The organism is Mesorhizobium sp. M2A.F.Ca.ET.037.01.1.1 (genome assembly GCF_003998075.1).
Lineage (GTDB): Bacteria > Pseudomonadota > Alphaproteobacteria > Rhizobiales > Rhizobiaceae > Mesorhizobium.
This window is the reverse complement of sequence record NZ_RZSA01000048.1, coordinates 1-13234: the sequence shown is the minus strand read 5'-3', so window position 1 is coordinate 13234 and position 13234 is coordinate 1. Positions and strand designations below refer to the sequence as shown.

Annotated in this window: 11 protein-coding genes; all 11 read right to left on the bottom strand. The window is 65.5% G+C overall.

The features are described from left to right. Positions 1-208: 208 nt before the first annotated feature. The 11 genes from EOA27_RS04490 to EOA27_RS04440 all read right to left on the bottom strand — a co-directional run bounded on the left by EOA27_RS04490 (position 209) and on the right by EOA27_RS04440 (position 13063). Positions 209-1264: a major capsid protein gene (locus EOA27_RS04490; protein ID WP_126083007.1), complete on the bottom strand. Its 1056-nt coding sequence runs from the start codon at positions 1262-1264 to the stop codon at positions 209-211. Between the two features lie 64 nt (positions 1265-1328). After that, on the bottom strand, positions 1329-2108 hold the full coding sequence (locus tag EOA27_RS04485) for a hypothetical protein (RefSeq protein WP_126083008.1): 780 nt from the start codon (positions 2106-2108) through the stop codon (positions 1329-1331). Positions 2109-2150: 42 nt separating this feature from the next. Continuing rightward, complete coding sequence (locus tag EOA27_RS04480; RefSeq protein ID WP_127255585.1) at positions 2151-3485, bottom strand: S49 family peptidase; 1335 nt, start codon at positions 3483-3485, stop codon at positions 2151-2153. Positions 3486-3492: 7 nt separating this feature from the next. Then, on the bottom strand, positions 3493-3756 hold the full coding sequence (locus EOA27_RS04475) for a hypothetical protein (RefSeq protein WP_210214137.1): 264 nt from the start codon (positions 3754-3756) through the stop codon (positions 3493-3495). Positions 3757-3764: 8 nt separating this feature from the next. After that, the gene (locus EOA27_RS04470; RefSeq protein ID WP_189354201.1) at positions 3765-5363 is read right to left on the bottom strand and encodes a phage portal protein; all 1599 of its coding nucleotides are present in this window, start codon (positions 5361-5363) and stop codon (positions 3765-3767) included. Beyond that, positions 5360-7360 carry a terminase gpA endonuclease subunit gene (locus EOA27_RS04465; protein WP_245491027.1) on the bottom strand — a complete coding sequence of 667 codons (2001 nt, stop codon included), beginning with the start codon at positions 7358-7360 and terminating at the stop codon, positions 5360-5362. The genes EOA27_RS04470 and EOA27_RS04465 overlap by 4 nt, the downstream gene beginning before the upstream one ends. After that, a complete protein-coding gene (locus EOA27_RS04460) occupies positions 7357-7944 on the bottom strand; it encodes a hypothetical protein (RefSeq protein ID WP_126083013.1) in 588 nt (195 codons plus the stop codon). The genes EOA27_RS04465 and EOA27_RS04460 overlap by 4 nt, the downstream gene beginning before the upstream one ends. 154 nt (positions 7945-8098) lie before the next feature. Continuing rightward, positions 8099-8695, bottom strand: a complete 597-nt coding sequence (locus EOA27_RS04455) for a phage tail protein (protein ID WP_210211616.1) — start codon at positions 8693-8695, stop codon at positions 8099-8101. Positions 8696-8789: 94 nt separating this feature from the next. Further along, entirely contained in the window at positions 8790-9626 is an 837-nt protein-coding gene (locus EOA27_RS04450) for a hypothetical protein (protein WP_127255576.1), read from the bottom strand. 314 nt (positions 9627-9940) lie between these two features. After that, entirely contained in the window at positions 9941-11704 is a 1764-nt protein-coding gene (locus EOA27_RS04445; protein WP_126083015.1) for a phage/plasmid primase, P4 family, read from the bottom strand. A gap of 24 nt (positions 11705-11728) precedes the next feature. Then, positions 11729-13063 (bottom strand): P4 alpha zinc-binding domain-containing protein, encoded by a 1335-nt coding sequence (locus EOA27_RS04440; RefSeq protein ID WP_126083016.1) that lies wholly within the window; start codon positions 13061-13063, stop codon positions 11729-11731. Positions 13064-13234: the final 171 nt, after the last annotated feature.

Here is a 13234-nt window from a genome sequence, read left to right as displayed (position 1 = left end):
CTAGCGACCAAATCGTCAAGCTGCTTCTTGTCGACATCGAAGATCGTGCCGGGCGCCTTGGCCTCGATTTCGGCGCGCTTGATGGTCTTGCCTTCCGGGCTTCTCTCGCCCGGCGTCTTGCACAGGTGGACGGGTTCAAAGCAACTGCCTTGACCATGATGCTTCTCCAATCATTTGGGTGGCGACGGGTGAGACGCTGCCGCCGCGATCAAGCGACGACGGTCGCCTTCAGGGTGGCATTCGGGTTGACCGGCACCATGAGCGGCGCCGACTGCGTGACGATCTGCTCGATCGCCACGTCACCTTCCGGGATGTAGTCGCGCGGGAAGATCGGCAGCGGCTGGAACTGGGCGTGCACGTCGACGATGGCGCTGAAGCAGCGGTAGCCCTGCACGTTCGGTCCGGTGAGGACGATATCCTTGGGCGACATGAACGGCGTGACGGAGCCGTTTACGGTGTAGTAGTCCCTGTACACCCACACCTCGATCCCGCCGCCGAGCGTGCCGCCATAACGCACCTCGCCGGTTGTCATCAGCCCGGTCTTGATCGTCAGGTCGGCATTGCCGCGGCGGGTCAGGTCCATTTCGGCGAGGATTTCGGCGTCGCGGCGCATGACGCCCCAGGCGTCGATACCGACGGTGATGCGGTTCGGCGCGCCGCCAAACTCGGCCGCGTGCATCATGTCCGCCCAGCCCTGGATGTCGTCGAGGATGGACACCCCGGCATCGCCCCACCGCGCGCCGACGCCGAGCACGACGGTGTGGCCGGCGGCGCGGCCGAAATCGACGAGGCGCTGCGGCATGTCCTTGCCTTCGATGACGACCTTGCCGTCAATGATGGCCTTGGCGGCCATCCATTCCCACAGCCTCTCAATCGCGACGCGATGATACTGCAGGATGTCGGCCTTGACCGCGTCGTAGCGCGCCTGCGGCGTCTGCGCGTTCGGTCCGAGCAAGGTGCCGGGCCGGCGGGTGAGCGCCCGCAGCGGGGAGACGGGATCGCTGGGCTTGACATAGCCCGGCTTGAAGCGCTCGACGCGCGCGCCTTCCTCATAGATGGCGCGCCCCTGCGCCATCGGCGCGACGAAGGGCGCAAGCTTGCGGCCGGCGCGCGGGATCTTCTCCAGGTCGACATATTCGTCTGTGAACGACATCTCGTTCGGGAAAAGCAGGTCGAGCCAATAGCTCGGCACGATATCCAGCTCGCGGAACACGCCAAGAAGAGTGTGCGTGTCCCAGAGTTCGTAGTGGTCGAAGTCCGCCATGGTCGTGGCCCTTATTGAAAGAGCGGCCGGGGGCCGCGATTTGGTTGAATATTCGCGGTTCGCGTCAGAGCCGCTTACGGATGAGGATGTTGGTGGGCGAAGGCGCGCCCCGGAACGCGGCCTCGCGCTTTGCGTCCGTATCGAACGAGGCATCCCAGTTGAGGGCGTCCGGATTGAAGTTGCCGGCGCGGAAGATCGCGACGCGTTGCGCGGCGTTCGTGTCGACCACCGGCGCTGTCGTGACGCCGATCGCCTGCACGCCGACCTGATCGACACCGCCGACGAGCGTGGCGTTGGCAAAAGCGGTCACCGAGCCCGTCTCCGTGGTGGCGATTGCATTGCCGGCGGCGCCGGTCTGTTTGGCGACGATGCCGACGATGCCAGCGGCGTCCGACTGCGCGGTGACATCGGGATGCGGCACCGTCTGCGATCCGTAGGTGGTCCCTGCCCCGGCCCCGCCGTTGATGGCGGCGATCAGGTTGCTGGCGGTCTCCGCCGCCGTCGCGCCGATCTTGATCTGCCCGGCGACGGTCGTCGGCGCCGCCTTGAGGGTGTAGAGGGTCGCGCCGATGGTGATGGTGTCGTCGGCGGTGCCGACGCCCGAAAACACCAGCCGGCCGCTCGCCCTGCTGCCCGGCGCATAGGCAAGCGTGGCCAAGGCGAGGCTGAGCCCGGTGGCCGCGAGGCCAACGACGGAAAAGGCAGGAAGCGCCACATCAGCCGCGACTGGAAAATCCTCGGTGACCGGATGCGGAATGGCCGAATTGAAGATCTCGGCGGAAGTGAAGGTCTCGGACACGTCCCGGGCCGCCATGCCCGGCTGTGCAAAAGGAATGCTGGTCATTATCAACCCTTTGAGTGACGTTGCGGTTGGATGTTTCGGGCGTCAGGCCTGCTTGGCGGACGAGCCCGTCGAAGCGCGGTAGTTGGCCAGAATCCGGCTTGCCGCCTGCTGGGACGCCTCGGCGCCCTTTGCGGCGGGCTGCGCCAGGCCAGCAGCGGCAAGGCGCGACTTCTCATAGGCGGATGCGTCGGCCTCCCCGGCAGGCTTGGAAACCGCAACGTTCGCCGAGACGAAGGCCGCGACGCCCTCGCCGGACATGCCGGGCGATTTCCGCGCCAGGTCGAGCGCGGCGCTCATACGGGCGGCGTCGCCCTTGACGCCCTCGGCCGAGAGCGCCGAAACCAGGCGGTCGGTGACCGTCTTGGCGCCGGCTGCCTCGCCTTCGGCGCGACCCTCGGCGCGCGCGGCTTTCACCGCAGCGTCGTGGTCGGCCTTCGCAATGCCCGCATCGTCTTCGGCGGCGGGCGCGCCGCTTTTCTCGCTCATGGACGTTCTCCTTGCTTGCGAGGTGGAGCGCCCAGGGGCGCGGGTCAGGTCCGCGAGGACCGATTCGAACGAGCCGACGCGGTCGGCAATGCCGGCATCCACGGCCGCCTGGCCGATGAAGGTGCGGGCTTCCGTCTTGCGGGCGGCGGCAGCGGTGAGCCGGTTGCCGCGTCCCCTGGCGACGGTCGCCAGGAAGCTTTCGTAGAAGGCATCGACCTCGGCCTGCAGGTCCTCGCGCACCGCGTCGGACAGCGGCTCGAACGGATTGCCGTCGACCTTGTGGGCGCCGGCGTGGATAAGCGTCGGCGTGATGCCTTCCCGGTCCAGTTGCCGGCTGAAATCGGCATGCAGCAGCACGACGCCGATCGAGCCGGATATGCCGGTTTCCGTGGTGACGATCTCGGTCGCGCCCGCGCCGATGGCGTACATGGCCGATGCCGCCATCCCGTTGACGACGGCGACGGTGCGCTTACTTGCGGCCAGATCGCGAACCAGCGCGGCCGTTTCGAAAGCACCGACGGCCTCGCCGCCCGGCGAATGCATGTCGAGAACGACCGATCTGACGGCCGGATCCGCTGCCGCCGATTTGAGCTGGTAGGCGATGCCTTCATAGGACGTCAGGCCCGAGCTTGAGCCCACCCATGCGCCGCGGTTCACCAGGGAGCCGGTGATGGTGATGATGCCGACACCTTCGGACGTCACACGATACGGCACGGCACGGCGCGCGCCGTCCTCGTCCTCGACGACGGATGAGCCCTCGAAGCGCGAGGCCCCGGGTGCATTGATGCCGATGCGGCCCGCCAGAACCGACAGGATGACCTCGGCCTTGTCGCGCGTGATCAGGAGCGGCCGGTTCAGCACCCGGTCGGCAATGTGGATCAGCGATGTCATGACGACCTCAGCAGGTGAAGCGGATGCGCTTCGCATAGCGGCTGCGCTGACCGCTCCTGGCCGAGCAGGCGGCCGCGAGGCGCATCAATTCAGCATCGAGTGCCTTGATGTTCGCGCCGGTGAAGCGAAACTGCTCACGCGTTACCGGGGACTGAATCGACAGTTCCTCGACATGCTCTCCGGCGAGCGCGCGCAGTTTGACCGCATAGAGCGCCTGATAGAGCGCGCAAGGATCATCCTGGTCGACCTCGACACCATTGATGGTGACCAAGGCCGGCATCACGCATCTTCCTTTTTCTTTGGCGCGGCCGGGATGACGTCATCCTTCGGGTCGCCGGCGTTGCGAACGAAGGGCGACGGCATGCCTTCGGCGAGATAGCGCTTGTGCCAGTAGAGCCGGCGCTCGAAGACCTCCTCGGCGTCGACGCCGATCTCGGCGCATTCCATGTCCGGCGTCGAGGTGCCGTTGAGCAGCCGCTCGGTCGCGGCCTTGGCGCTCTTCTGGTCGTCGGCGGTGGCCTTGGCCGGCCCCTGCCAGTTGGCCCACAGCACCTTGTCGCGATTGGCCCTGAAGCCCTCGTAGCCGCCTTTGAACGGCAGGCGGCCGGTGCCGATCAGCTCGTCGACGAGATGCTCGTAAGCAAGCTGGCAGATGGGTGCTGCGATACGCTCGCGGCGGCGGGTGACCACCGGATGCAGCGAAGCGCCCTCCATTCGGGTCGACGAATAGGTCGCGCCCTCATAGTTCATGGTGTAGCTGGCGACGCTGATACCGATCGCGCGAGCCATGCCGCGCTGCAGCTCGGTCGACACCGGCAGGAACTGCGGCCCCGGAATGCCGGTCGACATCAATTCCAGCTTCTCGCCCGGCGCCAGATGCGACAATTTCGGATCGGTGCCGACGGAAATTTCGCTTTCGGCCGCCTTGTCCATGACGGCGAGGAAATAGTCGCGGAACTCGTCGCGGAGCGCCTTGCCGTCCTGGCTCTCGCCGAGCGCTTCCAGCCCCTCGAAGGCTTCGGCCGACGGCCTCTCGCTGGTCAGGACCTGGGCGAAGACGGTCTGCAGGATGCCGGTCTGGATCGTGACATCGACCAGGGTTTCCCATTGCAGATATTCGCGAAACGCCGTCACCAGGCGCGAGATGCCGCGAACGTCGTTGCTGTCCACCGGATCGAAGACATGGGCGACCATCTGGCGCCCTTCGCCGTCATGGGCCGCATGGTCGCGCTTGACGACGATGCCGGTTTCCTTTTCGGCGAGGCGATAGGCGATCGGGCGCCCGTTCGGGTCATGGATGACGCCTTGGTAGAGACCCTCGATCTCGCTGGTGTCCTGGACCAGCGCCGTTGGCGTGGTCAGGCACATCTTGGTTCCGGACGCGATGCCGTAGCGGCGGCGTTCGGGGACGGACATGTAGTCCATCAGCGCCAAGGCTTCGCCGTAGACGACGTCGTGGCGCAACGCGACATCGACCTTCTGCGGCACGATGAACTTGCCCTTGAGGTCGCACTCGCGCGCGTTCCAGGCCCATTGCTTCCACGCGGCTTTCAGCAGCTTGATGAACGCGTCCGTCTCCTGCTTGTCGTAGCCGAGCGCCGACAGGTCGGGCGCGGGGCTGAGGATCAGCTCGACACCGACCGTGTCGGCGATGACCTGATCGACGGCGCCGCGCAGCCGGCCGGAATTCTGGATGATGTCCATCGCCAGCCCGGCGGCCCGCCGCCAGGCGATACGCACCTCGTCGCGATGGTCGCGCAGCGCCGTGCCGCGCGTCGACAGAATCCTCGATCGGGTGTCGCGCAGATATCCGGCCTGCGGGGACGGGCGCGAAGCGGACGCGCCTCCCCTGCCGAATATCCTGTCCAGCAACTTCATCCGCGGTTCTTCCATTTCTGGCGAGGGGCTTGCGAGGCCTCGTCATTCCTCGTCTCGACCGGCGCCGTCGATACGGGTCCAGCCACGCGCAGGCCATTGAGCAGGTCGGGCTCGGGCGTCGGCTGCAGCCGCTGCCGCAAGGCCGACCAGTCGTCCGCCCGCTTGGTGGAGAGCCCGAGCATTTCAGCCATGGCCATCGCGTAGACATGGGCGTCGAGGCAGTGATTGTCCGGCCGCAGCCGCTTCCATTCCTCATGGAACTTGCCGCGCACGACCTCGGCGACAAACGCCTCGGCCGTGAGCTGCAGGAAATATTCCTTCGGCAGGAAATCGCCGAAATGCACATAGCCGGGCGGGTCAGCCGGTTCGCCCGAGCGCATGCCCAGCTTGTGCAGGTTTGCGAACAGCTCCGCCTTCAGGCCCCAGGTGCCGACAGGCCACAGCATGGCGCTGCCGAAGCGTTTGCGCTTGCCGCGCTTGGTGACCGACTTCTTCGCCGGAACGCTGATCGCCGGCACGCCGCGGCCGCCGACGCCTTTAACAGCGTAGGCATTGGCGCGGCGGCGGCACCACTCCAGCACCTGGTTGGTGCGGCCGCCGTCGCCGCCGTCCACCGCGAGAGCCTCGATCCGACGCCGGCCGCCAAAGGCGTCGTTGTCGAGCGGCTTGGCGAAGAACTCGTCGAGCTTTGTCCAGGCACCCTCGCCAGGATTGTCGGTCGTGCCTTCGAAGAAGCGCACGCCCAGCATCCAGCTCTGCCGGTCCTCGCCGAAGGCGACGACGACGGCCCAGATGCCATTGTGCTGTACGTCGGCGCCGGCGACCAGGATGAGGCCATCCGCCGGAACCCTCATTTCGGCGAAGGGCTCGCGACGCTCCATCAGCCGCTCATATTCCGGCGCGTTGCCCTTCACCTTGGCGGGAAGGCCGTAAACCAGATTGAAGATGCCCTTTTCGCCGAGCCCGCCGGGCTTGGCCTGATTGAGAATGTCTTCCGCGATCGCCTCGTAGCTCATCATCAGCGAGATGAAGGCGTCGACGTGGAAGCCGGGATGCCGGTCGGGACCGGTGAGCGTCGCGACGTAGCGTCCGTTGCGGACGCCGATGACACGCTCCGTCTCGCTGACGATATGTCCGCAATGCGGGCAGACATAGAAGCTCTTGTGCGGATGCTGCCTGTCGAGGTGGAAACCGTCATGCGACTGGACGAACTCGCCTTTGCATTCGACGCAGGCGATGTTCCAGAAACGCTGGTCGGAGCGCTTGAAAGAGCGGTCGATGCGGCAGTGCCCCTGCGCGTCGCCGAGCTCGTCGCCTGTGTCGATCTCTGGCGTCGACAATTCGAAGATCTTGTAGGACTTCGTGCGCCGGAAGGCCGTGAAGCGGCCGAAGAACAGGGTCTCCGGATCGTCGCCCGTGACATGGGTCTGCCACTTCGAGACCTCGTCCTTGACGCCGTAGCGCGTCGTCTTGCCCGAAAGGTCCGTCGCCACGTTGGCGTTGGCCAGCATCAGCGAACCCCCGGCGAAGCGCTTCTCGTAGATCGTGGACCCCGCGCCGGATCGGCTGACCGCGGGAAAGATGACTTGCTTGCCGGTTTCCTTCTGCCAGACCTCGATAAGCGGCTGCAGCTTCTGGCTGTTCATGTCCTGCAGGAAGTCGATCGACGGCAGGCCGTAGATTGTGTTGTCCGGCGCGGTGTCGGCGATGTAGAGCGCCCAGGCCAGAGCGAGGATCGACACGCCGGTCTGCTGCGACTTGCGCACTGTAACTAGATTGCAGGGATGCTCGATGCTGAGGCAGTCGGCGATCTCGCCGAGATATGGCGCGTCGTCGAGCGCCCAGAATTCTCCTTTCTTTGGCCCGTCGACCAGGATGATGTTCTTCGGCAGCCACTCGCGAAAACGTGCCGGCGGCCGCGGCCTGATCGCATCCGCTAGCGCCGAGCCGGCCAGGCGCAGGGCTCCCGGATGGCCGAGGCCAATGTGGATGCTCAAAGCTCTTCGTCCTCGAGCGCCTCGTCGTGCTCGGCCGCTTGCGTAACGATGCCCGCGAGGCGATCCGCGATCTCGGTGTTGAGGTCGAAAGCGATCTGGCGAAGCAGAACGCGCAGGCCGTGCGAACCCTCGCGTGAAACGGCCAGCGCCATATCATCGGCCTTGTTCTGCAGGCGGGCGATGCTCGACTGGATCTCTCGGCCGCAGACCGTCAGGGCCTCACGCATGCGGTCGGCGCGCACGAGTTGGCCGATATGCTCCTGCCGGCGCAGTTTCTCGCGCCCGACCTTCAGCCAGGCTTCCTGCCGAAGCGCCTCATCGCGCGACGTGCTGGAATTGACCGGCGGAGCCGATGGCGCATCCTTGCGCGCAGCTGCGATCTTCTCGGAACTCGCGAACTCGCCGCGGTAATGGTCATAGTGCGCCAAGGAGAAGCGCATGATGCGGTCGCGCGCATCGCGCTCGACAGGAAGGTCGTGCTCCTCAACCAGGCGCCGCACGAGCTTGGTGACGGCCTGTTTCGTCACGCCATCCCGCGCCGCCACGTCCGCCGGCGTCGCCATCACAGTCTCTTCAGGCGGCATTCAGACAACTTCCTTCAAGCCGCTGACAACCCTGACAACCCAACTTTTCCACTGGTGCGACTGGCAAAAACCCAGGGGCCGGTCTGCCCGTCTCTGGTCGAGGGGTGGCGTACGGTCCCTAATGTCTGCGGGTCGGTTCCGGTCGCCGGTCCGGTCAGTCGAAGAAGCCGGGGAGCATGAAGGTGATCTCGTGCATCACCCTCGGCGGCAGCTCGCGATTGGCGAATTCGGTGAATTCCTGGGCGGTGTCGCCTTTGAGCATTTCGGCGGGGATGATCACGCCTGAGTCGACGAACGAGACCGGCCGGCCCCACCTGGTTGATGATCGGTCAGGCGCATAGACGTGACCGCCCAGGCCTTTGGCAGTAACGCGATTTGGAAAGCGGCCACCCTTCGTGAAATCACCGGTGAACAGCCGGCGCTTGCTGAAGGGCGAGGCGCTCACCCCTGCCCGCGTCTCGCGCGGCTTGAAGTATTTGAGCGAGACGTCGCCGCCCTGCGTGCGCATGACATAGGCGAGCTTGCCGTAGGTGGGGCGCTCGACCTTGATGGCCCTGCGGATGGTGCGATAGGGCAGCCCGGTTTGCTTGGACAGCGCGCGTGTCAGCCTGGTGCGCAGCCTGTCGCCGACGTGGTTGACGGCGCGGCGCAGGACTTCGCTGCGCTGCAGGTCGCTCAGGCGGCCAAGCGCGTTATCCAGCCGCTTCAGCCCAGACAAATCGGCCCACCTGATCTCCAGCAGGCCGGCCACGCTCGCGCTCCGAAATGAAAAGCCCCGGTCGCGAGGAGCGCCGGGGCCAGTTCTTTTTTACCGTGTTCAGGGTAGGTCAAGTTTCTGACGCGCGTCAACGGACAGAGGCAGTTTTTTTCACGTGGCCTGCGGCGGCCCTGTCAGCCAGCCAGACGCCCGGCCTGTCCGCATCCAGCCAAGGCGTTATCGAGCGATCGGAAAACACCAGCCGATGCGCGGTCAGCTGCGTGTCAAGCTCGCCCTCCAGCCGGCGCAGCGTCGCGACCCAGATCTGATAATCGAGCCTGCCCATGATGTCGCCGCCCGGGTCGGTGGAGAATTCGTATTTCCGGTAGGCGCCGCTGACCGGCCGCTTGGCGCGTTCGTCATAGCCATGCACCTCGATGTCGAAAGTCTGGCCGTTCTCGTCGGTCACCCGCTTCATGACGAACCAGGCCGGCCGACCGGCACGTTCAGCCAATCGGATCTTCGACGGCTCTGCCGTCCAGTCCGGCTCGCGGCCGAGGATCGCGGTGCCGACGACCAGCGAAACAATCCCCTCGCCGCGCTGCTCGCGTGACCGTCTGCCGTAGCGGTCGACTGCCCTCGCCACATGGAGTTCGGCCAGGCCCTGCGTATCGGGCCAATCGGCCAAAGCATTCCACCCGGCCGGGATCACGACCTCGCACCCGGCCAGCGCTGCGACTTCACGGCCCACGGTTACCGCATCCTCATGCGGCTCGCCCTGCTCGAGCCAGAAATTCTCGTAGTCCTTGCGGCCGCCGTCGATCAGCGCGCCAAGCTCGCCAAAGCCGGTGATCTTGCCCCAGGAAGAGGCCTGCAAGGAACGCCAGGCCGAATGCGGATTGTCCAGCCCTTCCACACCGCCGCCCTTCGGCAATTCATGCACGAAGGCCCAGGTCAGCAGCTCATCAATCGTTACCGTCTTCATGTCTTCTTCCTGCAGCAGTTCGCGATGGTTTTGAGAGAGTCAGGCAGTAGTCAGAGCAAAGCTCGAAGCGAGCGATTCCAGAGGGTTGGGCGTGGACGCGACACCAGCGACAGTTTTTTGGAGCCATTGCATAATGCTCCGTTGCCCCTCGCCCCGCTCTTCGCCCATTACGTGCGTTGAAACTGGTGCAGACTGCCGCAAGCTTTTGTTTTTGTTTCCCTTATCGCCGTTAACCGGGGTATCGCGCCGTGTCGCGAACTCCCGCGACTGCCGCCACCGCGCGGGCTCTCTGTCGTCCCGGAGGGGTACGGGGCTCATCGCACCTCCTGGTCGGGTACGCGCGACGCCGGCACGTCGACCAGGCGCACGCCGCGGTAGACGACGATGCGCCCATCCACCCGCTCGTATTTCTTCTTCATGATCAGCCCGAACGCGGTCAGCGAGATCGGCTTGCCGCCCTCGTCGACGGTGAAGTCGACATAGGCCTGGTAGAACTGCTTGGCGGTCAGCTCGGCCGCCGGATCGGGCACCACGCAGCGCGCGCAAAAAGCTGATGTGCGGTCCATCTCGTCGCGATACTCCTGCGTCTTCAGCCGCACGGCGTCGGGGATGACAAGCCCCTCGCGAAGGAAGATCAGCACGCCTTCGATCAGCCAGTTCAGGATGCCCGGATATTCCGGCACGAATTCCGAGACCACCTCCTCGAACTCGCGCTGGTCCGCCTCGGCGATTATCTTCGACCAGTGGATGACGGCCATGCGCCGCCAGATGCCGTTGTCCGTGCCCGAGATGCGCGGATAGCCGTTGCCCGACATATGGCCGGTGAAGACCGGCCGGAAATCGAAATAGCCCTCGAACAGGTCGCGCACGGTGAAATGCTCGCCGCCGGTCAGATCCTTGACCAGGTTCTCGCGCAGATCCTCGCCCTCAGGCAGTTCCTTCACGCGTAGGAAACGCCGGCCATAGAGCCGCGCCATATCGGGATTGGCCGCACCGCCGGCCTTGCCTTCGCCGATGAAGGACTCCGAAGGCAGCGTGACCGACACCTCGCCCAGCAGCCGGCAAAGCGTTTCCATGTAGACGGATTTGCCGTTGGCGCCCTTGCCGTAGTGGAAGAACAGCTTTTGAACCGTCAGCCCGACCAGCCCCAGGCCTGATGCCACCTGCACCATGCGGCGCACGGCGTCGATCGGCAGCTTGTCGCGTACGAACTCGTCCCATTTCGGGCATGTCGCTTGCGCGTCGTATTCCACCGGCACGCGCTGCGTAATCATGTCCTGGCGTCGATGCCCTTCCACGACTTTCAGCTCGGCATCGGGCACTTCGATGAATTCGGGCACGTCCTCGCGATTGTCGTCGGGATCGTCATAGGCAGGATTGCGCACACGCTTGCGGGTACGGCGAAAGCAGAGCGTGTGGCTTGCCAGCGCAACCTTCAGCGGGTCGGCATTGAACTCGTCGGGGCCGCGCTGGATGTGCGGCGCAGCGCAGGCAAGCATGGCTTCGAGCTTGGCCTTGTTCTTCGACGACACGGCATGGGTCATTCGCCGGCTGACCCGCCGGGCGACATTCGCCTGCGCGGCTTCCGCCAGCTTCGCCAGCCGCTTCTGCGCGGGCGTCCGCTCTTCCTCGGCGATCTTGCAGGCCTTCAGCCCGCTCTCGATCGCATGCCGTTCCGCCTCGGTCGGCTCGATGAAATCGACCTCGAGTGCGATGCGGCCGCCGACATTCTGGGCGATCGCCAAGGCACGGGGCTCGCCAGTCTCGATATCCCAATGCGTACCGGTCCAGACTGCAAAGGCTGCCCGCCTGGCCTTGGATTGCGCGCGCACTAAAAGGTCCTCGCCGAAATGGGCGAGTAGCCTTTCGGCGTTGTCCGTGTCGGAATGGTCGAGGCCGGCGCAATGGCGCACGATATTGCAGTCGACCTGGCTCAAATCCTTCGGCGCGGTGCCGGGCTCGCCATCCTCGTCATCACCTGCACCAGTCACGCCATCACCGGAAAGGGGTGCGGGGTCGCCATAGGCGGCCGCCTGGCGCTGGGCTTCCTTGAGCACGGCCGCGACCTCGTCGGGCATGCCAGTCTTCTTCTTTTTTGCCACTCAGGTCCCCGCTTCGGCTTCCGCCGCCATTTTTGAAAAATCGTAGCCAGAACGCGGCCAGATGATCGGGATCAGCCTCTGCAGCTCACCTTCGGGCCGCTGATGCCGCTTGCGTGCCCGGGCCATCGCGGCCGCCGTCATCACCCGCTCGGAATCGCCGTCGGCGAGCAGCACGAGCTCGTCGACATGGTCGCCGACCCACATCGCATCGTCCGGCGCTTGGTCGATCTTTGGTTTCGAGCCCGCGATCATCACCGGGCGCATCACGCCTCTGACGTCGGGTTTCTTCAGCGTCGGGTGCATGAAACGCGACGAGGCCTCGGCCGGGCCTGACAGGTTGCCGAGATCGCCGGCGGCGAAATAGAAGCTGTCGTCGCGCCAGCCCTCCCATTCGCCGAAGGCGACGCCGTTCTCGATCCCCTCGCCGCCGACCCAGCGATGCGCTTCCGGATGTCCGGCGATCGGGATCAGCGCGCCCTTCTTCGAGCCGCGCATCTTCTTGGTTGCGAGCTGCTCGTAGAGGCCGGCGGAGAGATCGTCGGCCGATGGTGCCGGATCGCCGAATGCCCACGGCACGAGCCCGGCTTTCTCCCCTTCCTTGGTCAGCCCATACAGGATCGGTCGATACTTCGGCGCACGGTCGAGGTCGATCCAGGTGATGTGGCAGCCGATCAGCTCGAAGCCGGGGCCGATGAAGGGCGCTACCATCGCCGGACCGGAATAGAGCGCGATCGGAGCGCCGCGCTCGTCCTGGCCGTGCCAGTAGGTGACGTCGGACCCGACGCGCAGCCAGGTGGCATCCGGATAGCCGGCGCAGCGCCGGCCGAGATAGAAGCGGCCGAACGACAACGATGACGTGCGCAGCGGCGCCAGCGGCCGATAGATGCCGCGCGCCTTGTTGCGTTCCTTCTCGCGGAAATCAGCCTGGCTGTCCGCCCGGGTCGCGGCATCGGCTTGGTTCTGCCGCCGGCGCAGCTCGATCCGCGCCAGCCTTTGGTTTCGTTCTTCCGCGCTTTCCTGTTCCGCCTCGTCGGGTACCGGCTGGCCAAGCACGATCGAGCAGGCTTCGAGGAAATGCGCGCGACGATGCGGATCCAGCCCCTCGCAATGCGCCGCCATGCCGATGCCGTCATTGCCGCCGACGCCGCCGGCGCGGCAGTTCCATTTGTTCTTGGCGGTGTTGAAGGCGAAGGTGTCGGTGCCGCCACAATGCGGGCATGGCTGCGGGTGTTCGTGTCGCCTCCCGCTGAACTTCAGACCGAGCCTCTTGGCTGCATCGTCGATCGATACAGCACGGGCGTCTTCGACGAAGAGAGCGACTGGATCGTGCATCATTTCCGCCCCCGTTCTGGGAACGTCTTGACGCTATCGGCCGCCATCCCGATATCTTCCTCACAGCGCCGCGGGCGCCCTTCGACAACTCGGGAATTTTTGCTCTCTGGCCGCCTTGAAGCGGCCAGAGAGCAAAAATTCCCGAGTTGTCGAAGGGCGCCCGCGGCGCTGTGA